Annotated in this window: 23 protein-coding genes and 1 pseudogene; 9 read left to right on the plus strand and 15 right to left on the minus strand. The window is 62.5% G+C overall.

All coding sequences use genetic code 11. From position 1 onward, the window contains the following. Positions 1–30 precede the first annotated feature (30 nt). The 13 genes from I6F33_RS27910 to I6F33_RS27970 all read right to left on the minus strand — a co-directional run bounded on the left by I6F33_RS27910 (position 31) and on the right by I6F33_RS27970 (position 12146). The gene (locus I6F33_RS27910) at positions 31–120 is read right to left on the minus strand and encodes a tripartite tricarboxylate transporter substrate binding protein (RefSeq protein ID WP_225144718.1); all 90 of its coding nucleotides are present in this window, start codon (positions 118–120) and stop codon (positions 31–33) included. Positions 121–239: 119 nt separating this feature from the next. Then, positions 240–1580 (minus strand): amidohydrolase family protein, encoded by a 1341-nt coding sequence (locus I6F33_RS27915; protein WP_225144719.1) that lies wholly within the window; start codon positions 1578–1580, stop codon positions 240–242. A gap of 539 nt (positions 1581–2119) precedes the next feature. Further along, positions 2120–5239: an efflux RND transporter permease subunit gene (locus I6F33_RS27920; protein ID WP_225144720.1), complete on the minus strand. Its 3120-nt coding sequence runs from the start codon at positions 5237–5239 to the stop codon at positions 2120–2122. Beyond that, positions 5236–6477 carry an efflux RND transporter periplasmic adaptor subunit gene (locus I6F33_RS27925; protein ID WP_225144721.1) on the minus strand — a complete coding sequence of 414 codons (1242 nt, stop codon included), beginning with the start codon at positions 6475–6477 and terminating at the stop codon, positions 5236–5238. The genes I6F33_RS27920 and I6F33_RS27925 overlap by 4 nt, the downstream gene beginning before the upstream one ends. Before the next feature lie 65 nt (positions 6478–6542). Then, a complete protein-coding gene (locus I6F33_RS27930) occupies positions 6543–6782 on the minus strand; it encodes a hypothetical protein (RefSeq protein ID WP_063822473.1) in 240 nt (79 codons plus the stop codon). A gap of 39 nt (positions 6783–6821) precedes the next feature. After that, the gene (locus I6F33_RS38650; RefSeq protein WP_141697667.1) at positions 6822–7169 is read right to left on the minus strand and encodes a twin-arginine translocation signal domain-containing protein; all 348 of its coding nucleotides are present in this window, start codon (positions 7167–7169) and stop codon (positions 6822–6824) included. Continuing rightward, entirely contained in the window at positions 7117–7674 is a 558-nt protein-coding gene (locus I6F33_RS27940; RefSeq protein WP_036026649.1) for an HdeD family acid-resistance protein, read from the minus strand. The genes I6F33_RS38650 and I6F33_RS27940 overlap by 53 nt, the downstream gene beginning before the upstream one ends. Before the next feature lie 147 nt (positions 7675–7821). Beyond that, positions 7822–8307 (minus strand): DUF992 domain-containing protein, encoded by a 486-nt coding sequence (locus I6F33_RS27945; protein WP_225144722.1) that lies wholly within the window; start codon positions 8305–8307, stop codon positions 7822–7824. After that, positions 8308–8847, minus strand: coding sequence for a hypothetical protein (locus I6F33_RS27950; RefSeq protein ID WP_085974408.1), 540 nt, complete (start codon positions 8845–8847; stop codon positions 8308–8310). Between the two features lie 56 nt (positions 8848–8903). After that, on the minus strand, positions 8904–10043 hold the full coding sequence (locus tag I6F33_RS27955) for an AI-2E family transporter (RefSeq protein WP_225144723.1): 1140 nt from the start codon (positions 10041–10043) through the stop codon (positions 8904–8906). Between the two features lie 29 nt (positions 10044–10072). Continuing rightward, positions 10073–10318, minus strand: a complete 246-nt coding sequence (locus I6F33_RS27960; protein WP_225144724.1) for a hypothetical protein — start codon at positions 10316–10318, stop codon at positions 10073–10075. A gap of 29 nt (positions 10319–10347) precedes the next feature. Beyond that, on the minus strand, positions 10348–11787 hold the full coding sequence (locus I6F33_RS27965; protein ID WP_225144725.1) for a basic amino acid/polyamine antiporter: 1440 nt from the start codon (positions 11785–11787) through the stop codon (positions 10348–10350). Positions 11788–11915: 128 nt separating this feature from the next. Continuing rightward, positions 11916–12146, minus strand: a complete 231-nt coding sequence (locus I6F33_RS27970; protein WP_225112296.1) for a hypothetical protein — start codon at positions 12144–12146, stop codon at positions 11916–11918. A 238-nt stretch (positions 12147–12384) separates the two neighbouring features. On the opposite strand from I6F33_RS27970, the pseudogene I6F33_RS27975 reads away from it, so the two are divergent. Then, a pseudogene (locus I6F33_RS27975) lies at positions 12385–13094 on the plus strand (Bax inhibitor-1/YccA family protein). Between the two features lie 18 nt (positions 13095–13112). Here I6F33_RS27975 and I6F33_RS27980 read toward each other — a convergent pair. Beyond that, entirely contained in the window at positions 13113–13616 is a 504-nt protein-coding gene (locus tag I6F33_RS27980) for a DUF1269 domain-containing protein (RefSeq protein WP_225112298.1), read from the minus strand. A 204-nt stretch (positions 13617–13820) separates the two neighbouring features. Further along, entirely contained in the window at positions 13821–14021 is a 201-nt protein-coding gene (locus I6F33_RS38655) for a DUF3551 domain-containing protein (protein WP_074448101.1), read from the minus strand. A gap of 289 nt (positions 14022–14310) precedes the next feature. Here I6F33_RS38655 and I6F33_RS27990 point away from each other — a divergent pair, with 289 nt between their 5' ends. From I6F33_RS27990 to I6F33_RS28025, 8 genes are all read left to right on the plus strand, one after another. Then, positions 14311–15402 carry an efflux RND transporter periplasmic adaptor subunit gene (locus tag I6F33_RS27990; protein WP_225144726.1) on the plus strand — a complete coding sequence of 364 codons (1092 nt, stop codon included), beginning with the start codon at positions 14311–14313 and terminating at the stop codon, positions 15400–15402. After that, positions 15399–18467: an efflux RND transporter permease subunit gene (locus I6F33_RS27995; RefSeq protein WP_225144727.1), complete on the plus strand. Its 3069-nt coding sequence runs from the start codon at positions 15399–15401 to the stop codon at positions 18465–18467. Before I6F33_RS27990 ends, I6F33_RS27995 begins: the two co-directional genes overlap by 4 nt. A 144-nt stretch (positions 18468–18611) precedes the next feature. After that, positions 18612–20045 (plus strand): basic amino acid/polyamine antiporter, encoded by a 1434-nt coding sequence (locus I6F33_RS28000; protein ID WP_225128682.1) that lies wholly within the window; start codon positions 18612–18614, stop codon positions 20043–20045. Positions 20046–20071: 26 nt separating this feature from the next. After that, entirely contained in the window at positions 20072–21334 is a 1263-nt protein-coding gene (arcA, locus tag I6F33_RS28005; protein ID WP_225144728.1) for an arginine deiminase, read from the plus strand. A 118-nt stretch (positions 21335–21452) separates the two neighbouring features. Then, positions 21453–22289, plus strand: coding sequence for an outer membrane beta-barrel protein (locus I6F33_RS28010; protein ID WP_036011475.1), 837 nt, complete (start codon positions 21453–21455; stop codon positions 22287–22289). A 681-nt stretch (positions 22290–22970) separates the two neighbouring features. Further along, positions 22971–24107, plus strand: a complete 1137-nt coding sequence (locus I6F33_RS28015; RefSeq protein ID WP_225144729.1) for an ATP-binding protein — start codon at positions 22971–22973, stop codon at positions 24105–24107. 60 nt (positions 24108–24167) lie between these two features. Further along, a complete protein-coding gene (locus tag I6F33_RS28020; RefSeq protein WP_057026149.1) occupies positions 24168–24800 on the plus strand; it encodes a response regulator transcription factor in 633 nt (210 codons plus the stop codon). 164 nt (positions 24801–24964) lie between these two features. Further along, positions 24965–25600: a response regulator transcription factor gene (locus I6F33_RS28025; protein WP_036035698.1), complete on the plus strand. Its 636-nt coding sequence runs from the start codon at positions 24965–24967 to the stop codon at positions 25598–25600. Positions 25601–25805: the final 205 nt, after the last annotated feature.

Genomic DNA, 25805 nt, shown 5'->3' on the forward strand with positions numbered 1-25805 from the left:
ATTGGAACGAAAGGTCTTCGCCAAGCATCGCTACATCGGCTCGATGCCGATCTTCTTGATGATCCCGGCCCACTTCGTGGACTCGGAGCTCATGAAGTCGGCCAGGCCCTTGGAGTCCATCACATCTCGGCTTAACCAAGCGAAAGGTCTGCGCTGTTTGTCGAAATATCCGGTTTGATGTCCGTCAGGCAGGGTGACAGGCCATCACTTTCGGTCACAGGCGCAGCCGTGAGAATAGGTCACTTGGGATTGGTGTCCTTGTAGATGATCCCGTCCTTCATGATGACGACAAGCTTATTTGCGGGGTCCTCGATGAGGCGAATGTCTTCCAGCGGATTGCCATCGACGAGCAGGAGATCGGCCAATGCGCCTTCCTCGACCACTCCGATCCTGCCGGGATAAGGATTCCGCGCTCCGGAAAGCGCGAGCAGCTCTCCATTGGTTGAGGTCGCCATCGTCAGCGCTTCCGCCGGCGTGAACCACCGCGTGAGGTCTACGATGCCCTGACCCTGATGCTCGGCCAGTGGCTTCGAGAAGAGGATATCTGTTCCAAAGGCGGTCTTGATCCCAAACTTCTTGACGAACCCGTACACGGTGTCCGTTCCCGCAACAACCTGGCGCATCTGCGCCTGTTGGGCGGGGGGAAGCATGGCTGCGCCGCCGAGGTCTACGAATGGCTGAGTGCTCAGCCAGATTTTCTTCTCGGCGATGAGGCGTGCAGTCGGTTCATCCATGAGATGACCATGTTCGATCACTTTGACGCCCGCGGCGATGGAACGTCGAATTGCGCTCGGTGTATATGCGTGTGTTGCAACATACGTCCCCCAATCGGTGGCGGTTTCGACGGCCGCGCGCAAGTCCGCTTCGCTGAATGTGGTCACATCAAGTGGGCTGAAAGGCGAGGCGACGCCTCCCCCTGCCGTCAGCTTGACCTGGGCCGCGCCCTGCATGAGCTGTTCGCGCACGCGCTTGCGGACCTCGTCGGGATCATCCGCGATGATGCTTCCGCCGAGCTGTTCGACGCGGCTTGCTCCGCCCTGACTTTGCGGCAGCTCCCAAAGCTCGCGGAAGTCTCCATGGCCGCCGGAGACCGTGATGACGGCTCCCGATGGATAGATGCGAGGACCCGGGACGAGACCTTCATCGATCGCGCGTTTGAGTGAGAAGGTGGGGCCGCCCATGTCCCTGACTGTCGTGAATCCGCGCATCAGTGTCGCTGTCGCTTCCGCGCTCGCCAGCAGCGTCGTATATCCGAGGTCGCTCGACAGCATCTGCGCGGGTGTCGGACGGACCATCATCGCGTGCCAGTGCATGTCGCTGAGCCCGGGCATCAGCACGCGTCCACCGCCTTGTATGACGCGGGCGTCCACGCGACGATCGGTTGGAATGGGAGCGGTCACGATCCGCTCGATGATGTTTCCGCGGATGACGACATTCGATGGGACGGAAAGCGTCTCGCTCTTCCCGTCAAAGATGCGCACGTTCTCGAAGACGGTGACTGCAATTCGCTCTTGCGGCTCTGCCGGCGTGAGAAAGGTGCACGTCGCAACAATGATCGTGGCACACTCGGCTATCCGCATTTGCAGTGTTCCTTCCTAGCATGTTGTGTTCTCTCGCCAGCGGCGCGGAGCCCGGCGGGAGTTGTCACGCCGCACACGAGTTCGTTCCGATTCGCTCGACCGACGACCATCGGACCGTGACCATTTGGCGAGAGCCATTCATCAGAGTATTCGTGGCAAGGTCGGGTCCCTATGCTGTTACATTCGACTTGCGCCAGCTTCCGCTTGATGTGAGCTCCGTTGCACCAAAGGACCCGCGTAGAAGTACGTTCCGCGGATTGAGCGGGATCCCCGAGCCTTCCAGTCCGCCAGCTTAGAGACGCCGTCTGTCCCGTACATTAGGGATTCTCTGTACACCGGCGGAGCAGGAATCGGGGTGCCAACTGTGGAAATAGCGCTCTATGAAAGCTCTACCCGGGTAAACTTGGTTCAATTTTCTGCGCAGCTTACTAATAATCTCTCGCAATCCGGCAGCGTACTCCTCAATCATCGAAGTAGCTCATCTAAGCCAGACGACATTCTTTCGTTACGTTCTATGTTTTTGTTAGGAGCGGGCATTCTTAGCCGCTTTTGATTGTGCCTTTCGCGCGCTCCCGTATGCGCTGGAAGGTGACGTAGAGCATCGGCACCAGGAAGATCCCGATCGAGCTTGCTGCGAGCATACCAGCGAAGACAGCGGTGCCCACTGCTCTGCGGCTCAGCGCGGCAGCTCCGGTCGCAATGACCAGCGGCAGAAGGCCGAGGATGAACGCAAGTGACGTCATCATGACCGCACGAAAACGCATATGGGCACCCTGAACCGCGGCCTCACAGATCGGGATACCCGCCTCCCGCTGTTCCCTCGCAAACTCGACGATCAGGATGCCGTTCTTGGCGGCAAGAGCGATCAGCACAACGAGGCCGATCTGGCCATAGAGGTCGAGATTGAGGCGCGCAGTCATGATGCCGAGATAAGATCCGAGCACACCGACGACCACCGACAGCAGCACCGGGATCGGGATCACCGTGCTCTCGTAAAGTGCGACCAGGAACAGATAGGCGAACATCACGGCCAGCGCGAGCACGATTCCGGTCTGACCTGCCGCTCCCTGCTCCTGAAAGGCGGTGCCGGTCCAGGCGAAGTCGTAGCCGGACGGCAGCACGGTGTCGGAGATCTGCGCCATCGCGGATAGCGCGGTGCCCGAAGAGGTCCCCGGCGCAGGGCTTCCGTTCACCGTCACGGAACGATGATTGTTGTAGCGAGTGATGACCTGCGGCCCGGTTACGACCATGACGTCGGCCAGCGCCCGCATCGGCACCATCTCGCCTTTGTTGTTGCGCACGTAGATCCGCCAGATATCCGAGACGTGGGCGCGATCGGATGCGTCGCCCTGAACGTTGACCTGCCAGGTGCGTCCGAACAGGTTGAAGTTGTTGACGTAGACGCCGCCGAGCGTCGCCTGCAGCGCAATGAAGATGTCATTGACCGCGACGCCCAGCGCTTGGGCCTTTCGCCGGTCGACGTCGAGATAGAGCGACGGATTGGTCGCGGTGAAGGTCGAGAACACCCGCGTGAGCCGCGAATCGGCGTTGGCGGCGCCGATCAGGGCGTTTGTCACGCTCGAAATCGCGGCTGGGCCCTGTCCTTCCAGAGCTTGAAGCTGGTACTCGAATCCGCCGCCGGTGGAGAGGCCGATGATCGGCGGCAGGTTGAACGGCAGCACATTGGCTTGTCGTACCTGGGCACCGGCTGCGAATGTCCTGGAGATTAGCGCCTGCGCCGAGTCTGCGGCCGCCGTCCGGTCGGAAAACGGCTTGAGCCGCGCCACCACCAGTGCGCTGTTCGATTGGGAGACGCCATCGAGCAGTGAAAAGCCGATCACCGCGAGCACGTGATCGACGGCCGGCATCTGTTTCAGGACGTCTTCGATCTGGCGCGTAACCTGGCTGGTGCGCGCGACCGACGCGCCGTCGGGCAGTTGTACGGAGGTGAAGAAGGCGCCCTGGTCCTCCTCCGGCAGGAAGCCGGTCGGGGTTAGCAGTGAGACACCGAAGATGCCGGCGGCGAATACCGCAACCAGCAGCAGCGAGAGGGCGGCCCGGCGCACGAGGTAGCGGACGCCGTTGCCGTAGCGCTCGCGCAACCAGTCGATGCCACCGAGTACACGGCCGATGATGCCGCGGGGCCGTCTGCCGTGGCGCATCAGCAGCGCGCACAGTGCAGGGGATAGCGTCAGGGCGTTCAGCGCCGAAATCAACATTGCGGCGCTGATCGTCACGGCGAACTGACGGAACAACGTGCCCGAAATGCCGGGAATGAACGCGATCGGCACGAAGACGGAGAGCAGCACCAGCGTGATCGCGATGATCGGCGCGGTGATCTGGGTCATGGCTTTCTTGGTGGCCTCGGCTGGAGCCAGGCTTGGTTCCGCCGCCATGACGCGCTCGACATTCTCCACGACGACGATGGCATCGTCGACGACGATGCCGATGGCGAGGACCATCGCGAGCAGCGATACCGTATTGGCCGAATAGCCGAACGCGAGCAGAACTGCGAACGTGCCGATCAGGCTCACCGGTACTGCGATGGCCGGGATCACCGTCGCACGGAGACTACCGAGGAAGATATAGACGACCAGCATCACGAGGACGAAGGCTTCGGCCAGTGTCCGCAAGACCTCCGCGATCGTGTCCCGAACGAAGCTCGTGGAATCGTATTGGACGAGATAGCTCAGTCCAGGCGGAAATCGCGTTGACAGCCGTTGCATCGTCTCGGCCACCGCTCGCGCCGTGGTCACCGCGTTCGCTCCCGGCGCAAGGTAGACTGCGATCGGAACGGCGGCGCGCCCGTCGATCCGCGCCTCGCTGTCGACGTTTTGCGCACCGATCTCGACGCGCGCGACGTCTTTCACCAGCAGCGAGGATCCGTCGGGATTGGCGCGTAGCACGATGTTGGCGAATTGATCGGCGCTGGCGAGTCGGCCGAGGGTCTGCACGTTGAATTGGAACTGCTGATCGTCGCTGATCGGCCGCGCGCCGATGCGGCCGACGGCAGCTTGGACGCTCTGCGCGCGGATCGCGGCAATCACGTCCGACGGGGTCAAGCTGAGGCTGGTGAGCCGCTGCGAATCGAACCAGATTCGCATCGAATAGTTCATCTTTGCGAACAGGTTCGCTTGGCCGACGCCCGGCGTGCTCGCGATCGCGTCCAGCACGTTGATGATGGCGTAATTGGTGATGAAGAGGGGATCCTGCTGGCCGTCGGCGCTGTAGAGCACGAGGAATTGCAGGATCGACGAGGATCGCTTCTGCACCCTCACGCCTTGCTGCTGCACCTCCGTCGGCAACTGCGACAGCGCGCTCTGCACGCGATTATTGATATTGACCGTGTTGATGTCGGCATTGGTGCCATGTGCGAACGAAATGGTGAGCGTGTAGCTGCCGTCATTGCCGCTGGTTGATTTCATGTAGAGCGCGCGGTCGACGCCGATCACCTGTGCTTCGAGAGGCTGGGCGACGCTGCTTTCCACGACCTCGGCGGACGCGCCTGGGAAGGTCGCGGAGACGGTCACCTGCGGCGGCACGATATCCGGAAATTGCGCCACGGGAATTTGCGTGAGTGCCAACGCGCCGGCAATGGTGATGAGAAGTGCGATCACTATCGCAAGGCGCGGACGATCGACGAAGACGCCCGATATCATGGAGTGCGGTCCGCGGCGTGGGGCCGGATCGGAGTGCCGCGGCCGCTCCGCGGTGGCGCCTCGCTCGCTACGCCGTCCATGCTCGACCGCAGGAGTGCGCTTGCTGTATCCGGAGCGACGGTCTGACCGGCGCGAACCCGCTGCAACCCTTCGGCGATCACCTTGTCGCCGGCAGCAAGCCCGCCGATGACGGCGGCAATTGCTGCGGTCGATTGTCCGAGCTGAACGCGCCGCTGCTCTGCCTTATTGTCCTTGCCGACGACGAGAACAAAGTCGCCACGCTGGTCGGACAACACCGCCGCGCGTGGGATCGCAAGTACTTCGATCGGCTGGACGCCTTCGAGCAGAACGGTGACGAATTCGCCGTCGGTCAGCTCGTGCGCGGTCACGCCTGCGGCAGACGGGGCGCGCAAGATCGGGTTGGCAATCTCGCCGCGGACCGTGATCGTGTCGGTGTTCTGGGCGATGCTGTTGTCGACGAAGTTCAGTTTGCCGGACTGGCCGTACATACGGCCATCGGGCAGCCGCAATCGGATCGTCACCGCCTCGAGGCCGCCTTGTGGGAGGTACCGCTCGCGCAGCTCGAGCCCCTCTCGCAGCGGCACCGGGAACGTGACGTGCATCGGGTCCTGGCTGACGATCGTGGTCAGCACGCCGGAGGAGGGCCCGACGATGTTGCCTTCGGTTACCGCCGTGCGACCGATCTTGCCGTCGATCGGAGCATTGATGACGGTGTAGTCGAGATTGATTTGCGAGGCCTGGACCTGCGCCTGGGCAGCCTGGACCTGGGCCTGTAAGCTGCGCTGGGTGGCGAGCGCGGCGTCATAGGTCGATTGCTGCCCAGCCGGCCCGCCGAGAAGGGTGTGTGCGCGCTCCGTCGTCAGCCTGGCGTTTTCCAGCATCGCCTCGAGTTGCGCCACCTGCGCCTGCTTGGCTGCGAGATCGGCCTCGAATGGGCCGCGCTCCAGCCGATAGAGCTGGTCGCCCTTTTTGACCTCGGCACCCTCGTTGAACAGCCGCTGCTCCAGAGCGGCGGTGACACGGGCCGTCACGTTGACCCGGTTGACCGCCTCAACTCGGCCGAGGAACTCGTTGCTTTCGGTGATCAGCCGGCGCGTTGCCTCCACAACGCCGACGGCAGGCGTGGAAGGCGTCGGCTGGGTCCGGACAGTCCCGCCGATCGAGACCGTAACCAATCCTGCCGCCAGTAATCTGGTCGCGACGTCAGCAAGGTTCATGGTCCGCTCCGTGTTCCAGAGCTCCGAACGCCGACGTCACTTCGTTCGGCGTCTGGCGGACTGCATTACTCGCGCTGCGTCCTGTTGCTGCGGGCTGGTTCGTCGTAACCTTTGCGATGGCTGTAGAACATCAGCGCGATCAGGCCGCAGCCTAAGATCAGGATGAGAATCACGGCTCCGGTCAGGATGACGTTTCCATAGAGGGGCATCGGCGTCGATCGCCAGACCGACACGCAAAACCAGCTCGCCCCGACCAGCAGACCGGCCAGCAAGGCGGCGATCGCCCATTGGTTCCTGTCGCGCATCGTTACCTCCATCAGCTTCGCAAGGCTTCGGAGACCCGCCTAGACCCAACGCCAACCGCAGCGACGTCGGCCGCGATGCCACCAGCAGACCCAGCGCCGGTGGCGGCGACGGCGCGGTGGAGGGCCCCAGCCGGGTCGCGGAGGCGGTCCCCACTGCGTCTTGATCAGTTCTGACGACGTGGTGGCGCGTCGCGGATCTGGATCGATCGGCAGCGCTTCGGCAACGTCGATCAAGCGCACGCCGGTGGCGCCGAGCGCGGCAGCGGCAAGGGCGCTCGTTGCAAAGCCTAGGAAGGCTCGGCGGCTGGAACCAACCATGTGTCGTCCTCCTCTGTCACGCAGTCGATCGCAGCGATTGCAGGGCGTAGAGCAGCCATGCGAGGCCATGTGAGATCAGGTCGACGCCGAGCAGGAAGCCGAGCGCCCAGACGCTAATATCCGGGAAGCCAAACAGGATGAGCACGCCGGCGGCCATGGCGAAGACGCCAGAGATCAGCATCATCCAGCCGTTCTGTCGCCAATAGGCGAAACTCAGCACGCATCGAACGACGCCGGATGCGAATAGCAGCGCGCCGAGGAAATAGGTCAGGATCAGTGCACCCGACACCGGCTGGGTGAGAAGGATCAGGCCGAATGCGAGGTAGAGCGCACCGAGAATGATCCGCCACAGGAAACTGCCCCAACCCTTTGTCCAGAACGCATGCGCGATTTCGAAGGCGCCGGCAGCGATTGCGGTGAGCCCAATGAACTTGACACTGATGATCGTGGCGAAGGCGAGATCGCCGAGGGCGAGGAGGCCGGCGGCGATCAGGACAATTCCGAGGAGAGCGCAAGCCCATAGCGGTGGGGCACCCAGCGTGTTGAGATCGTCGCGGCTGTCGTAGACGGTCATGCGAACCTCCTGGGTGCTCACGCTCCGATCGACACGCCTTCGATCCTAGACTTGAACCAGCAGGTCCAACATCGGACGAAACCCGGAGTTGAGGGGCGGGAATATTCTCATTCCAACTTGTTGCGACCTTTCCTGAGCGGACACGGCTCATCGCGGTCCGCGCGGGCCCAGTGTCAGATGGATCACGCCGGCCGCGAGATTGAGCCCGATCGAGCGTTCGATCGAGATCGGCTGGAGCATGATGCTCCTGCGCGAGCCGCCAATCAGAACGTTGGCGCCGAGGCCGGGGCCTAGAGCGAAATTGCCACTCGCGCCCACATAACTGCCGCGCAAAGTGCCGGCACCAATCCGCGAAGTCCTGGCGAACACGGCCCAGGACAGCGTGCCGGCACTGGTCACGCCGAGATCAAGGCCGAGGCGTCTGATCCGTCCCTCGTAGATGTAGCGGCGGGCAGGGCGCACCCCATCGAACACGCAGCGCAGCGACTGCGTCGATCCGAGCACCAGTCCAACGCGTGGCTCCGAGAAGCATAGCAGCCTGCCTATTCTAAATCTCTCGGCTCCTGCGGGCGAGGGAATCGTCAACAGCACCGCCACTGCGCCGACGGCCGCGAGATATGGCAATTGTCGCATTCAAGCCTCCGCCTGGTGCTTTGTTTCGGTCGGCGCCCGCGGCGGGCCGCCGTCCCGGCGCAGCCAGAACGAAATGGCCAGCCCGATCAGCAGCACGGCGCCGAGCAGGAAGAAGAAGATGGATTGCTTCAGCCACGAGATCGCCGGGACGGCTGCGCCCATTGCAAGGCCGAGAAAAGCGATCTGCAATGACAACAGGCTGATGCCTGCGAGGAATGTGCCGAGCGCGAGCAGCGTCAGCAGGACGAGACCGGTTGCCGGCGTCGGGAGCAGTTGCTGAACGCCGGAGACCAGGATGATGTTCATCGTGATCAGGACGGCGATCCAGTGCAGCGCCTGGGTCCAGATCAGACGAATCTGGCCCTCCCTGCCTTCGATCTCCGGCCATTTGGTGATGACGCAGACCACCCCGATCGCCAGCGCCAGGAATTCCCAATAGCCGATCAGCGGCTGGTGCGAGACGTTGGTATAGGCAACTCCTGCGATGGCGAGCAGCAGCGCGACGGCGTACGGAAGCTGCTGCCAGACAAGACGCCCCATTCCCGAGCGAGCCTGTTGAGGCACGTGGTCTTCACGCTGCTGTGCATCCGTTTCGCTCATGGCTGCTCACCCAGGATTGGGGGATCGGTCGTTGCCGGTTCGATCCTGTCTCCGAGATAATCCTCGACATACAACCTGATGATCGCCACCCGTCCGACCGCGACGAGCGGCATCGCGAGCGCAATGCCCATGACGCCGAACAAGGCGCCCAGCAGGACGATGGCGACCAGGGTCCAGGCTGGCGGGGTCTCGACCGCATGCCGCTGAATCAGCGGACCGATGACGTAACCTTCGATCGACTGGATGATGGTGTAGACCGCGACCGCCCAGATCAGCGGCGAGGCTCCGAGCGGCATCGCAACGAGCGCGATCGGGATCGCGGCGACGATTGGCCCAAGATAGGGGATGAAGTTCGACAATCCTGCCTGCAATCCGAGAACGAATGGGCCAGGCAGGCCGATGAGATAAAGGGCAAGCCAGACGAAGAGCGTCATCAGGATGATGCGGATCAACTGGCCGACGAACCACAGCCGCATCACGGTGCCCATCTCGTCCATCACCTCGCGCGCGCGGGCCCGGTAAGATTGCCTGACCAGCACGACCACGCTGTTGCGGTAGCTGATGGGATCGAAGGCGAAGAGAATGCCGAGGAACAAGATCACGAGCACGGCGGTCAAAAGGCTCGAGGCGCCGCCGAGCAGGAATTGCGCATGGCTGAGGAACCGACCCTGGTCGGCGAACAGCCACTGCGCGAAGTCACGCCCCCATTCCGGGCCGAGCAGATCCACGCCATAAGACAACAAATGCTCTTGCAGGATGTCGACCTGGGCATCCATGACTTTCAGCAGCACACGCGTCTGCTCCGGCAGCTTACCGGTCCCCCAGGCCAGCCCGAAGCCTGCCAGCGCCGACAGCAGCAGGAGAACGAGCGTCAGACGCCAGACGCGGCTGAGAGGAAGAACCGGCGCCAGAGCCCGGGCTGCGGCATCGAGAAAGGCTGCGAAAAGCACGCCTGCGAACACGATCAAGAGACTCGACACCGTTTGCCAGACCAGGAAGAGGGCCACGGCCACGACGAGCACAGTGAGGCCGATCGCAAGCAGGCTCGGTCGTCCGGATTGGACCGAATCGTCGATCGGGCTCTCATTCCGAACGAGGCCGCGGACCCGCTCGGATCCGACCCTGGCGTCGCTCATCGATCGGTCCGCCGTCATGTGGTCACGCCTCACGAGCGAACGCGGCGGCTGCCAAAATGCGGATGCTTGCCGCCGCGATGACGCCAATAGCGATGCTTGAATGGATTCGTGTTGGTGTTGATGTTGGGCCTCGCATCGCCCGGGGCGGCCGTGCCGGTTTGCTTCGGCGCGGCCAGGGTATCGTCCTTCGGCTGAGCCGGGGAAATGCTTGACGGCAGAGTGGCGGCTACGACTGCGGTGAGGAACAGGGTACGATAGTTGATCCACATCTTCATCCTCGCCTCCATGCGGTCAGCGACATCGGTCAGATCGCGATGGCTCCGACAGCCAGGCCGTAGATTCCGATCCCCGCGGCGATGGCCACCGCGCCGAACAGGACGGACTCGACCGGCCTGAAAAGCCGCTCCTTGCGTTCGCGCTTGGCGATCAGGAACAGCAGCGTTCCCGGCGCGTAGAGGATCGCGGATAGCAGGAGAAATTTCGCCCCGCCGGCGTAGATCATTCCCGCCGCGTAGAGCGTCGCGACAGCCGCGAAGATCCCCTCGCTGGTGCGGGCGCGCTCGCCGGAAGCATAAGCCTCACCAGTCCATGCGAGCTTCAGGCCGTAAGCCGCCACGAGGAAATACGGGACCAGTGTCATTGCGCTCGTCATCTTGAGGGCGAGCGTGAAGGCATATTCGGCGAACCAACTCACAAGAAGCAACGCCTGGATCACGCAGTTGGTGAGCCAGAGCGCGCCGACAGGGACCCTGTGAACGTTCTCGCGCGCCAGAAAGGCCGGCATCGTGCGCTGAATGGCCGCTGAGTGCAGGATCTCGGCCGCAAGGAGGGACCATGACAGGTAATTGCCGAGGATCGAGATCAGCAATGCGATACTGATGAACACACCGCCCCAGCGGCCGACCATGGCCTCCATCACGCCTGCCATCGATGGTGTCGGCAGGTCCGCGAGCCCGCTCCGCGGCAGGATGCCGTAGGACAGGAGTGTCACGAGCACGAGAAGGCAGAGAACGGTCAGAAAGCCGGTGACCGTCGCGATACCGATGTCGTCGCGCCTTCGTGCGTAACGCGAATACACGCTCGCGCCCTCGATGCCGACGAAGACGAACACCGTGAGCAGCATCGTGCTGCGGACCTGGCTCAACACCTGCCCGGCGTCGGGCTCGGTTGTTCCCCAGAAATTGTCGGAGAAAAGCCCGCGGTTCAGGGCGGCCGCAGCCACCACGATGAACAGCACGATGGGGATGATCTTCGCGAAAGTTGTGACCATGTTGAGCGCGGCAGCCCCCTTGATGCCGCGCAGCACCAGAATATGGACGCTCCAAAGCAGCACGGAGGCCGAAGCGATGGCTACCGGCGTGGTGCCGTCGCCGAACACGGGGAAGAATTGGCCGAGCGTGGCCTTGATCAGGATGAGGCAGGCGACGTCGGCTAGACAACAGCCGATCCAGTAGCCGGCGGCGGACGCAAAGCCGATGTAGTCACCGAAACCGGCTTTGGCATAGGCGTAGATGCCCGCATCGAGCTCCGGCTTGCGCCGGGATAGCGATTGGAACACGAAGGCCAGAGTCAACATGCCGGTGCCAGCAATCATCCAGGCAATGATCGCTCCCAAAGCGCCGGTGGTGCGCCCGAACTGAGCCGGCAATGCGAAGATGCCGGAGCCGACCATCGACCCGATCACCAGGGCGATCAGCGCATTGCGCGAAAGCTTCTGATCGGCCTCGCTTGTCGAAGCAGCCATGATGGATGCCTTCCGATCCGAGGCGGCTGCATTCGCGGCCTCCCTCCCGGAACCTTAGAGCCGCCTCCCGCGTGCGCACATCAGGGATTGTCTGTAGGAAGAGAGGCAGGAAATCGGTGGCCGCCGATTCAGATATCGCCACGGGAAGCGGTGGTGTCGTCCCCGCCCTTGTGCCAGGACGTCGGCAACGTATCCCGCGCGACCAGCACGACGCTGCCACGGAAGAACTCGCCGGACTTGGCGAGTTCGGCGGCCAGGCGCCTGGCATGTAGGACGGCCGCATCCTGCTCGCTAAGATCGCATCCGATCGTGTCGGGCGAGACGCCGTAGCGATCGGTGATATGGAAGAAGAAGCGCATGCCTCCGGTTAGGTCATTGCGCCTCCGGTCTCCAGTGACAAAAGCGCAAGGTGCCTCAGTCAAAAGTCTTACGACCCCGAAGCAGGTTCCAGTCTTACGGATCGGCAATCAGCGCCATGCCGTCCCCATTCGGGCAAGAGTGGTTTTCACCTGATGTCTTCGGGTGATTGTCCGATGTTGTTCCGTCGAAGCAGAGCCTAGCGTGGTCGCGCTTTAGGGGGCTGCACAGGAGGATGCGATGTCGAATCTCGATCAGAACTTGGCGGCGACAGACGTCGTCGGCGGCCGGATCACCGTGGATGCCGGACTGCGCCAGTACATGTTGCGGATCTATGGCTATATGGCCGCGGGTGTCGCCCTGACCGCCGTCGCCGCCGGCCTGACCTATCAGGTCACCGGCCCCGCGCTGCTGCAGAGCCCGCTGATGTGGGTTTTCATCCTGGCGCCGCTTGGGTTGGTGTTCTTCCTCAGCTCGCGCATCGAGACATGTCGGTGCCAACCGCGCGCCTGCTGTTCTTCCTCTATGCTGCCCTGGTCGGTATCTCGCTCTCGATCCTACTACACATCTACACCAGTTCGTCGATAACCCGCGTCTTCGTGATCGCTGCTGCAATGTTCGGCGGGCTCAGCATCTTCGGCTACACGACCCGGCGCGACCTTTCGGGACTGGGTACCTTCCTGTTCATGGGGCTGATTGGGATCATCTTCGCGAGCGTCGTCAACCTGTTCCTGTGGTCGACTGCGCTCGACTGGCTGATCTCGATCGTAGGAGTCGGCGTGTTTGCCGGCTTGACGGCCTATGATACGCAGCGGATCAAGGCGATGTACGACAGCGCGGATGACCAAACCGCTTCGGGGCGAAAGTCGGTCCTTGCCGCGCTGTCGCTCTATCTCAATTTCCTCAACCTGTTCCTGATGCTGCTGCGTCTTGCGGGCGGCCGCCGTTGAGAAGGGAAGGGCGGCGGCTCAGGCCGCCGGCCGCTCCACCGTGCTGGCGAGGGCATCGCGCAACGCCTTTTCCTTCGTCTCGTCGAGGGAGGTCTTGAGTACGACGCCGCCCGCGTCCTTGATCTCCTTAATCACCTTGTCGGCGGTCATGTGCTTGATCAGGACGAACAGGGCGGCGTTGCCGGGCTGAAGGCTGGCGGAGAGACCCTTCATAAAGGCATCGTCGATGCCGACGTCCGAAAGAGCGCCGCCGAGCGCACCCGACGCTGCGCCTACGGCAACTCCGAGGATCGGATTGAGAAAGAGGACACCGATTAAAAGGCCCCAGAAGCTTCCCGTCACCGCGCCCATGGCGGTCGTGTTGACGAGTTGGTTGAGCTTGATGCTGCCCTGGTCCGTCTTTACGGCGATCACGGCGTCACTGATCGTGATCAGATACTCCTTCTGCAGCTTGAGCAATCGCTGACGCACTTCCTCGGCCTTCGCCTCGGACGGATATACGATGGCGACCAGATCTGACATGAAGACCTCCCGTTGGAGCATGCAAGCGGACCCGAGGAAGCTACCGCGCGAGAGCTGCCTCAGGGGATCGGAGAAAACCCTCGGTCCCGGTGGGGAATGTTCCGAATGAGATTGGACGCTGTAGACTGTGTCCCGAAGGGGCGGCGCAAAGTGAAGTTGCTGGCGCCGCCCGATCGATGCTACCTCGGCGATCAATTGCGGCATCTAGCGGCGCGGATTGGGGACGCAGGTGCCGGACCGCCCGCTCACCGACGCGCGGCATTGGGCACGAGTGTCATACATACAGGTCAGCGTTCCCCTGAACTTTCTGCACCATGCCAGATTCTGCGCTTGTCCTGGCGTCCACGAGCCCATGGCACCGAGCGCAATGAATACGGCAGCGGAGAGCAAAGCCAGCTTTGTCATCTTGGTTTCTCCTTGTCGTTGAGCAATCACGTCGAGCCGCGGATCGCAGGCTCGTCAAACCCGCCGCGGCTTTGACGAAGGGGTCGCATGCGCCGCAACGGCGGCAGCTGCAGGCTTATGCACCGTCTGCGCGCTTGGGCTGTCGGGTGATCGCCTGACTTCGCTGCCGGAATCTTTCGGCTCCGCCGGATGTTCGTTCACGATTGCACCCGCGGATGCTCAGTAGATTTACCGATACAAGCGGGATGAATTCTCCGCAAAATCCTCAGCGGCACGGACGGGTCGATTCATGCAGCTGCGGTCACTGAGCACGACGCTTGTTGCAGGGGTTTCTGCGTTGCTGCTGGTCGCCTGTGAGAGGGAGGCGGCGACGGTCTCCCTGCCGACGCCGGCGCGTCCCGTCCGCACCATGACAGTCGAGAAGCGGGATCAACTCACGCCCCTCACCTTTTCCGGCCGCATCGAAGCCGAAGACGAAGTGAATCTGGCATTTCGAATTTCCGGTCGGCTGCACTCGAGCGACATCCGGCTCGGTGAGCGCGTCGAGGCCGGCCAGCTGTTGGCGCAGCTTGAATCGCAGGACCAACTCAGCGCGTTGCGGCAGGCGCAGGCCGCCCTTGCCGCAGCTCAGGGCCAGCTCACTCAGGCACGCAATCATTTCGAACGCCAGCAGACTCTGTTGGCGCAGGGATGGACCACGCGCGCCAACTTCGAGGCCGCGACGCAGGCGCAACAGACTGCGCAATCGAATGTTGAAATGGCCGAAGCTCAGTTGAATTCCGCCCACGACCAGGTCAGCTTCACCGAGCTGCGGGCCGATGCACCGGGCAAGATAACCGAAACGGGGCCCGCCGCCGGAGAGGTCGTCCAGGCCGGACAGACGATTGCGCGGATCGCGCGGCAGGATGGCCGAGACGCGGTCTTCGACATGCCGGCTCAATTCGTCCGCGCGGCACCGGCCAATCTGCTGGTGAGCGTCAGTCTGACCGACGATCCAGCGGTGACTGCGGAAGGGCGTATCCGGCAGGTTGCCGCGCAGGCCAATCGGGTCACGCGAACCTTTGAGATCAAGATAGGACTTCGCGATCCCCCTGCCGCGATGCGGCTGGGGGCGACTGTCACGGGGCGCGTCGAGATGAGCGCCGGACCAATGATCGACATTCCGGCAACGGCGCTGACCAGGATGAATCGCCAGCCGGCGGTCTGGATCCTGGATCCCGCGACGAAGACGGTCGCCATCCGCAATGTCGACGTCTTGAGGTTCGATCAGGCGCAGGTGATCATCTCGCAAGGTTTGGACATAGGCGAGGTCGTGGTGACCGCGGGCGTCCAGGCACTTCATCCGGGTCAGCGGGTGCGCGTCCTTGGGTCGGAGCCATGACCGGGCTCAACCTCTCGGAATGGGCGCTCGGGCGCCGCTCGCTCGTCATTTATCTGATGATCGCCGCCGTCATCGCCGGCGTGCTGTCCTATCTGCGGCTGGGCCGGAACGAAGATCCTGCATTCACCATCAGGACTATGGTTGTTCAAGCGGCCTGGCCTGGAGCGACGGCCGAAGAGACGATGAAGCAGGTGACCGAACGGCTCGAGCGGCGGTTGCAAGAGACGCCACATCTGGACTTCCTGCGCAGCTTCACTCGGGCCGGTCTCACCACTATTTTCGTGAACTTGAAGGGGAGCGCCAACGCAAGGGACGTCTCCGATACCTGGTACCAGGTGAGGAAATCCATCGGGGACATCCGTAACACGCTGCCGGTGGGCATCGTGGGACCAGCGTTCAATGACGATTTCGGCGACACGTTCGGGATCATCTATGGATTCACCAGTGATGGATTTACCCAGCGCGAGCTGCGTGACCGGGTCGAGGCGGTCCGCTCGCGTCTTCTAGACGTGCCCGATGTCGCGAAGATCGAACTGCTGGGTGCGCAGGACGAAGTGATCTTCGTCGAGTTCTCGAAACGGCAACTCGCAAGTCTTGGGGTCGATCGCACGGCTCTGATCGCCGCCCTGCAGGCACAGAATATCGTGAGCCCGGCCGGCACCATCCAGACCGGGACCGAGCGAATTTCGTTTCGGGTGTCCGGGGCGTTCCAGTCGGAGCAGGACATTGCCGACATCAACTTCAGCGCGGGCGGTCGCACGCTACGTCTGAGCGATCTCGCGACGGTACGGCGAGGCTATGCCGATCCGCCGCAACCGCTGTTCCGGGTCGGCGGTCGTCCAGCGATCGGGCTCGCGATCGCGATGCGCGAGGGCGGCGATATTCTCGTTCTCGGCAGGAACATCAAGGCGGCGATGGCAGAGATCATGGCCGATCTGCCGATCGGAATCGAACCGAGCCTCGTGGCCGACCAGGCCGTCGTGGTGGACAAAGCGATCCGCGAGTTCATGACCTCGCTGGTGCAGGCGATCGCGATCATCCTTGTCGTGAGCTTCATCAGCCTCGGCGTTCGGCCGGGCCTCATCATCGCACTGGCTATTCCGCTCACGCTTGCGATCGTGTTCCCGACGATGGAGTTTCTTCGCATCGATATGCAGCGAATTTCCCTCGGCGCTCTCATCATCGCGCTCGCGCTGCTGGTCGACGACGCCATGACGACGACGGACGCCACGCTTAATCGGTTGGCGCTGGGCGACGGCAAGATCGCGGCCGCGGCCTACGCCTTTCGCACGCATGCAGTCGCCATGCTCACGGGCACACTCGTAACGATCGCCGGGTTCATTCCGGTGGGCTTTGCAGCCAGCGCGGCCGGCGAATACACGTTCTCGCTGTTTGTGGTGGTTACGATCGCTCTCCTGGCGTCGTGGTTCGTCGCCGTCATCTTCACGCCGCTGCTCGGCGTCGCTATCCTCGCGCCGCCCAAGACCACAGCCGATGCGCCGGGAATGGCCTTTCGCCTGTACCGGCGCTTCCTGGTCCTGGCGATCCGCGCCAAATGGCTGACGATCGGCGCGACGGTTGCGCTTTTTCTCGCTTCTGTGCTCGCGCTTCCGCTGGTTCCGCAGCAGTTCTTTCCATTGTCCGACCGGCCGGAACTTCTCGTGGACATCGGCCTGCCGCAGAATGCATCGATTTACGCCAGCGAGGCGGCGGCCAAGCGCCTCGATCAAGTACTGACCGGTGATCCCGACGTTGGTCATTGGAGTACCAATGTCGGGCGCGGTGCGATCCGCTTCTATCTGCCGCTCAGCGTCGAGCTGCCGAATGACTTCTTCACCCAGGCGGTCGTTGTGGCCAAAGACGTCGCGGCACGCGAGCGCCTGCATGCCAAGCTGGAACGGTTCCTTGTGGAAGAATTCCCGAACGCCATCTCCTCGGTTTCGCCGCTTGGGCTCGGTCCCCCCGTGGGATGGCCGCTGCAGTATCGCGTCAGCGGTCCCGACGTCGAGCTCGTGCGTGACATCGCGGTCGAAGTCGCGCGGATCGTCGGCTCCGACCCGAGGGCCAAGAGCCTCAATTTCGACTGGATGGAGCCGGATCGCCAGATCCGCGTTCGCGTCAACCAGGATGAGGCGCGCCGTCTCGGCCTGAGCTCGCAGGCGATCTCAATCGTTCTGAACACCGTGATCTCCGGCCTGCCCGTGACCCAGGTGCGGGACGATATCTACCTCGTCGATGTGCTGGCCCGCGCAACGGACGAGCAGCGCGTCTCGCTGCCGAGCTTGCGGACGCTGCAGGTGCCGATCCCGGGAGGGCAGACCGTTCCGCTGAGCCAGTTTGCCACCTTCGAATACGGTCAGGAGTTTCCGCTGATCTGGCGGCGCGATCGCATGCCGACCCTGACGGTGCGGGCCGCCGTTCCCGACGAGATGCCGCCGGAGACGGTGGTCAATCGGCTGGCTCCCGCTATCGCCAAGCTGAAGGCCACTCTGCCGCGTTCGTACGATGTCGTGGTCGGCGGCACGGTGGAGGAGAGCCGAAATTCGAGGTCGTCCGTGATGGCAGTCGTACCGATGATGTTGTTCGTCATGTTTACGGTGCTGATGGTGCAGCTGCAGAGCTTCCCGCGACTATTGATGGTCGTTAGCGTCGCGCCGCTCGGCCTGATCGGGGTCGTCGCGGCACTGCTCGTGTCCGGGCGGCCGCTGGGCTTCGTCGCCATCCTCGGCGTGTTGGCGCTGCTTGGCATGATTAGCAAGAACGCGGTGATCCTGATCGGGCAAATCGAGGCGGAGCGCTTGCAAGGGAAGGGGCCCTGGCAGGCGGCAGTGGATGCAAGCAGCTCCCGCTTTCGTCCGATCATGCTGACGGCCGTCTCAACCGTACTCGGCATGATCCCGATAGCGCCGACCGTCTTCTGGGGGCCGATGGCCTTTGCGATCATGGGCGGCCTGCTCGTCGCAACCGTTCTAACTCTGGTGCTGCTGCCGACCTTGTATGTCGCCTGGTTCGGCGGGAAAGAAATGGCGCCAGCTTCCGATGCTTCCAGCCCGGCGCGAGGGTAATCCCGGGCAGCGACTAGGTAATCACCTGATGGGCCGGGCCGAGGCCACGGCGCATGGTTCGATCTCGAAATGAGGAGGTCGGCAACGCATCGTTCGAGACATCGGTGACGGCGTCGGTCTTCGCTCGCTCTTCGAGGCCATTCAATGACTGCGACGACATCGGCCCAGAAGCTCTCATTGTTCGCGCTGACGGGAATGGTCGTCGGCTCCATGGTCGGCTCCGGCATCTTCTCGCTGCCCAGAACCTTCGGCACCGCAACCGGTCCCTTCGGCGCCATCCTCGCCTGGTGCATCGCAGGCGGTGGCATGTACACCATGGCGCGCGTGTTCCAGTCTCTGGCCGAGCGAAAGCCTGGTCTGGATGCCGGTGTTTATGCCTATGCGAAAGAGGGCTTTGGCGACTATCCCGGCTTCCTGTCGGCGCTCGGTTACTGGATGGGAAGTTGCATCGGCAACGTGTCCTACTGGGTCCTCATCAAATCGACCCTGGGCGCGTTCTTTCCCGTGTTCGGCGACGGCAATACGGTCATCGCGATCGTCGTAGCCTCGATCGGGATCTGGCTGTTCCACTTCATGATCCTGCGCGGGGTGCAGCAGGCCGCCGCGATCAATACGATCGTCACCATCGCCAAGATCGTGCCGATCCTGATCTTCATCGTCATCCTGATCCTTGCCTTCAAGGCCGACCTGTTCCGTGCCAATTTCTGGGGCGGCGAGGGCATGCCGGACACGGGACTCTTCGAGCAGATCCGCGCGACCATGCTGGTCACGGTGTTCGTCTTTCTCGGGATCGAGGGGGCCAGCGTCTATTCCCGCTACGCCAAAGAGCGGTCCGACGTCGGCGCGGCGACGATCATGGGCTTCCTGGTCGTCACGAGCCTGATGGTGCTCGTCACCATGCTGCCTTATGCCGTGCTGCCGCGTGCGGAGATTGCAGACATGCGGCAACCGTCAATGGCCACGGTGCTGGAGGCAGTGGTCGGACATTGGGGTGCCGTCTTCGTCAGCATCGGGCTCCTGGTCTCGGTGCTCGGCGCCTATCTCGCCTGGTCGCTGATCTGCGCCGAAGTGCTCTCCGCGGCCGGTCGGACCCGGGACATGCCGCGCGTGTTCGGTACCGAAAACGCCAACAAGGTGCCGGCTGCCGCGCTCTGGCTGACCAATATCGTGGTGCAGCTCTTCGTCATCAGCACCTACTGGTCCCGTGATGCCTTCTCGCTGATGCTCAATCTCACGAGCGTCATGAACCTCATTCCGTTCTTCCTGGTCGCCGCCTACGGATTGCTGCTGGTGAAGCGCGGCGAGACGTACGAGAAGAGCGCGGGCGAGCACAGACGAGACCTGATCTTCACCGGCATCGCCGTCATCTACACACTCTTCCTGATCTACGCGGCCGGAATGAAATACCTGCTGCTATCCGCGCTGCTCTACGTGCCCGGCACGGCGCTGTATGTCTGGGCGCGGGTCCAACAGAAGGCGCGGATTTTTGCACCGTGGGAGTGGGGCATCTTCATCGTGGCTGCGATCGGCGCGGCCGTCGGCATTCACGGCCTCGCCACCGGCTACATCACGATCTAGGCGGATCGATTGCGGAGGTTGCGCTCATGACACAACAGACATCAAACGGAGCGCTTCCTTTTGGCGTTCATTCGGAAGTCGGTCAGTTGCGCAAGGTAATGGTCTGCTCGCCGGGCCGCGCTCACCAGCGTCTCACTCCGACCAATTGCGACACGCTGCTGTTCGATGACGTCCTGTGGGTCGACAATGCCAAGCGCGACCATTTCGACTTCGTGCAGAAGATGCGCGACCGCGGCATCGAGGTCGTCGAGATGCACAATCTGCTCGCGGACACCGTCGCCATCCCGGAGGCGAGGCGATGGATCCTCGACAATCAGGTGGTCCCAAACCAGGTCGGTCTCGGCCTGATTGACGAGCTCCGCGGCTATCTGGAAAGCCTCGCCCCCCGCGCGCTGGCGGAAACCCTGATCGGCGGATTGTCGACCCACGATTTCCCCGACGCACATGGCGGTGAAATGCTCCGGTTGATCCGGGAGGCGGCCGGCATGACCGAGTATCTGCTGCCGCCACTTCCGAACACGCTGTACACGCGCGATACCACCTGCTGGATCTATGGCGGCGTAACGTTGAATTCGCTGTTCTGGCCGGCGCGTCACGAGGAGCCGATCCTCGCCGCCGCCATTTACAAGTTCCATCCGGATTTCGCCGGCAAGGTCCACGTCTGGTGGGGCGATCCGACTCAGGATCACGGCCTTGCCACTCTGGAAGGTGGCGATGTGATGCCGATCGGGAAGGGAAACGTCCTGATCGGATTGAGCGAACGGACATCGAGACAGGCGATCAGCCAGCTTGCCGCCGCTCTTTTCAGGAAAAAGGCCGCCGAGCGCGTCATCGTGGCGGCCATGCCCAAGCTGCGTGCGGCGATGCATCTCGACACGGTCTTCACGTTCGCCGATCGGGATTGCGTGCTGCTTTACCCCGATATCGTCAATAACATCACGGCGTACTCCTACCGGCCGGCGGACAATTCCGCTGGTATCGAGCTGCGGAAGGACGAGAAGCCTTTCGTGGACGTCGTAGCTGAAGCGCTCGGCCTGAAGAAGCTCCGCGTCGTGGAGACCGGCGGCAACGCCTATCTGCGAGAGCGAACTCAGTGGGACAGCGGTGCCAATCTGGTCTGCGCCTCTCCAGGCGTCGTCTTCGCCTACGATCGCAACACCTACACCAATACGCTGCTGCGCAAGGAGGGAATCGAAGTGATTACCATCGTCGGCGCGGAGCTCGGCCGCGGCCGCGGCGGTGGTCACTGCATGACCTGCCCGATTACCAGGGATCCGGTCGACTACTAGCCGGCGGAGGAATCGACCCAGATCAACCTGTGATTTATCATCTGAACATTAACACGCCACAATCGGCGCGCAGTGTGACACGAATCCCGGTGTCCGGCTGCAGCATCGGAGGGGACCTATGCGACCGTCTGGATTTTTTCTGCCGGTTGCCGCACTGCTCGGCAGTAGTACGGCTTGGGCGGCGGACCTCGATCTCACTGACTTCAAATCGAGCGGAGCCGCTACATCCTCCTACGCGGTTCCTTATTACCAAGCCCCGTCCTGGAGCGTCGTTGGTTCCATCTCGCCGACTTTCACCGACAACGCGCTCTTCACCCGCGATAACCGCAGGTCCGACGTCTATTACGCGCCAGACGTGAGCGTCAGGCTTGACGGGAACCTCACCAACGATCTGTCATACCGGCTCTATGCGCGGGCTCAATACGAAGCCTTTTCGCGGGAAAAGGACGGCAATTTCGCCGTCGCGCGTATGGGCGCGCGTCTGACCGAGAACTGGGACGGCTGGCGCTTGTCTGGCATTTACGAAAATCGATATGATTTCGATGGCATCTACCGCGATCTCGCCTTCACGTCCCACGACGTGATGGGCTCAGTCGCGCGCGATTTCCGCGTTGGCAACGCGACGTTCTCGCCACTAGTGCTTTTGACCTACCGTTTCTCCGATCTGGCCGAGGCGCGCCGCTGGCGCTTTGACGCCGTGCTCGGAATCGAGGTCAAGCTTGATCCCAGATGGTCGATCGTCAGTACGCCCCTGTTCGAAGCCTATTGGTTCACCGATGGACTCAATACCGGTCGCCAGGATCAGCTCTATTCGGTTGACCTCGGCCTGAAGTACAACGTTGCCAACAACGTGTCGCTCACGACGACCGTGCTCTACGAGGCACGAACCTCGAACGTCCCGCTGCGGCGATACAGGGACGTTCGGATCGGGCCTCGCCTGGACTTTGCCTTTTAGAGGTGCTCGAGAGATGCCGGCAAGACGCCTTCTAATGCTGACCTGCCTCATCATCTCAAGCATGATGACGACGGTCGTGCTGGCCGATCCTCGCGATGCGGTCGATCGTAGCCATCGACTCGATACCGATGCACTTCGGGATGATGCCGCGACGCGCCGTCTGGAGCAACCATCTCACCCGCTCGCAATTGCGCCGGCCCCGGCGGCACCGCCCGCGAAGGCGACCAGAAAGAAGAAGTCGGACACGAGCAGTAGCCGATAGCCCTGGCGAACCTGTCAGCGCATTAGGCGGGGGAACGGTGGAGGACGCCCGGCGACCACGGAATGGCGGCGCGACGATGCCATTCGGGCTCGTTCGCCGCGCATCGCCATTTTTACTCTCTATTGCATCGGATTTGAGATTCGGCGGCCCTTGACGAAGGCCAAGATTACAATCCCTCACGAATACTACCTCATGTTGAATGAGCGGTTCGCTGGGTGTATAGTTGATTGACCCCGCAGGTGCGCTATTCCGAATTCGGTGGAGGATTTCTCGCCGGCAGGGTGGGGAGAGACCCCGCTATTGTCGTCGTGGCCAATATCGGGAGTCGCCGGAATAGAGTGAGTAGTACAGTGAAGCCACATGGCTCCCCCGCCAGAGAGTCGAGGCAAACCAGTCCCAAGCGCTGGCTGCGCGTAGGTTTGCAACCATCGACCGAGGAGCTTTACTGGAACTCTTCTGCAGATCTCCTCTTCGTCGCGCGCCCCTCCTTTTGCGGACATTTCGTCTACGAGAGCATCAATCCGGCATTCGAGTCCCGGCTCGGCGTATCGTCGCGAGACGTGCTCGACATGGATGTATCCGATTGCCTGAGCGCGGATGACGCGAGATCTGTCTGCGAAGCACTTCGGGCGAGCCTCGCGGAGAAGGCTGAGATCAGGATCCGGCAGCGGCTGGCGTTTGGTGGTTCATCCCGCACGAAGGAAACGACGGTCACGCCGATCCTGGATCCCGCGACCCGCGGTGTCGTCCGGTTGATCGGCTGCCATCGCGAGGCGCGCGACGTTCGCTTCGAGGACCCCACCACATGGGGGAACGGGCTGGATGTCGAAGCTGGCCTGCTGTCGCTTCAGGAGAGCATTCAGCAGCGGATCGCTTCCGATCTCCACGATTCGACCTGTCAACATCTGATTGCCGCGAGTCTCGGCTTGATGCGGATCCGCGGCCAGCTTGACGGCACACAAGCCGCCGAACGGATCTGCGACGAAATCGACGCGTCGATTGATGAAGCGCTCCGGGAGCTCCGGGCTTTTGCCTATCTGCTGCATCCGCGGGATCTGACGGGTGACGGATTGAAGGCCACGATCGAAGGCTACGCGGAAGGGTTCGCGGCGCGCACCTCGTTGCATGTGAGGGTGAACATCGTGCCGGAGGTCGATGGGTTACCTTATGAGGCCCAACGCTCGCTGCTGCGCGTTGTTCAGGAGGCTCTGACGAACGTCTTCCGTCACGCAAAAGCGACGGAGGTGGCAATCGTCATCGATGTTGTCGACAGTCGTTTCCAATTGATGATCAGCGACAATGGACGCGGTCTTCCCCACCCTGGCAGGCCGGGTGCCGGGACGCTATCGAGCGGCGTCGGAATTCCCGCGATGCGAGCAAGACTGCACGGGATCGGAGGTACGTTGGCCATCCAGTCCAGCGGGATGGCGCCGCATTCCGGTACCGTTCTGTCCGCGGTCTTCCCGCACGTCCTTGCAGTGAATCGGCGCAATCGACGAAGGACCACGACCAATACGAGGGCCGATACCGGCACACAATCAGCGAAAGAACACTAGCCAGCGGCGGCGGGTCGAAAGTGTGACCCGAACCGCCGTCAAGAATAGGGAGTGTGCTGCATGAAACGTATCCTCATAGCCGACGATCACGAAGCGGTGCGATCGGGTTTGCGGGCGGTCCTCGAACAGCGGGCGGACTGGGAAGTGGTGGCCGAGGCCACTGACGGAGGCAAGGCGGTCGCCGCGGCGATCCAGAGCCAGCCCCACGTCGCCATCCTGGATTTCTCGATGCCGAGGATGACCGGCGTGGAGGTGGCGCGGCGTATGAGGGACTATCGGCTGCAAACCGAGATCCTGATCTTCACCGTGCACAATTCGGGTCTGATAGCGCAGCAGGCGTTCGAGGCCGGCGCCCGCGCTTTCTTGGTGAAGTCTGATGCGAACAAGCTGCTGCTGGCGGCTGTCGAGTCGCTGCTGATGCATAGGCCGTTCTTCTGTACGAATAGCATTGTCGAATACGACGGCGAGCCGGGCCCCCACGGCGAACGACACCACCATGGGCTGACCGCGCGCGAGCAGCTCGTCGTCAAGCTGGTTGCCGAGGGCTACAGCAACAAGGGAATTAGCGCGATCCTCGACCTGAGCGTTAAGACGACGGAGGCACATCGTGCAGCGGCGATGCGCAAGCTGGAGGTAAACTCGACGGCGGGCCTCGTGCGATACGCGGTGCGGAGCGGACTCGTCGAGGCCTGATCGCAAGCCGTGGCGATCCGTGGCTGTCAGTACCTTCGCCTGCATCTCTCAGGGTTTTGCTGGATAACCGTTCTTGTGGGACGCCGTATGATCGTTCGACCTGACGGCCGATGACCGCTCTAGTCCACCTGGCTTGGCCGAGGGTAGGCAAACGGGAACGACCCGTGAAACGCATCTTGATTGCGGACGACCATGAAATCGTGCGTTCCGGACTTCGTGCGATTGTTGAAACGCGGTCCAACTGGATCGTGAGCGGCGAGGCGACCAATGGTGAGCAGGCGGTCACGCTTGCGCTGGAAACCAGGCCAGACATCGTGATCGTCGATTATTCCATGCCGATCATCAACGGCCTGGAGGTCAGCCGCCGCCTCAGAGCGCTTCACGTTCAAACCGAGGTGCTTATCCTCACGATGCATGAAAGCGAGGAGTTGCTGACAGAGGCCATTCTGGCCGGAATCCGCGGCTTCCTGTTCAAGTCCGACGCTCGCAACCATCTCATTTCCGCGGTCGAAGCGCTGCTCGACGGCAGACCCTACTTCACGAGTGTTCTGCTGGAGAAGCTGCTCCGCGACTACCAGGCGAACAAGCAGAACCGGGCCGACATGCTGCTGACCTCGCGCGAGGAGAGCGTGGTCCAGCTGATCGCAGAGGGGCACACCAACAGGTCGATAAGCGCGATCCTGAATCTGAGCGTCAAGACGGTCGAGACCCACCGCGCCTCGGCCATGCGCAAGCTCAGGATGTCCTCCACCGCCGAGCTGGTTCGGTATGCTGTCCGCAAGCGGCTGGTTTCACCTTGAACGAGCGGGGAGCGCTTTCGACTGCTCGCGAAAGATCGAGAGTGCACCATCGAATGAACGGACGCGCAATCGATCCCTTCGTGGATCCCGAAAGGCCGATGCAGACCGACCGTGACGACTCAAGGACCTCTCAGCGCCGAAAGTTGGTGTTCGGGCTTGATAGCGGCGCCGCAGCCAGCAGGCGTGTCGGAAGCTTGCAATGGTT

Source organism: Bradyrhizobium sp. BRP20 (genome assembly GCF_020194215.1).
GTDB classification, from domain to species: Bacteria; Pseudomonadota; Alphaproteobacteria; order Rhizobiales; family Xanthobacteraceae; genus Bradyrhizobium; species Bradyrhizobium yuanmingense.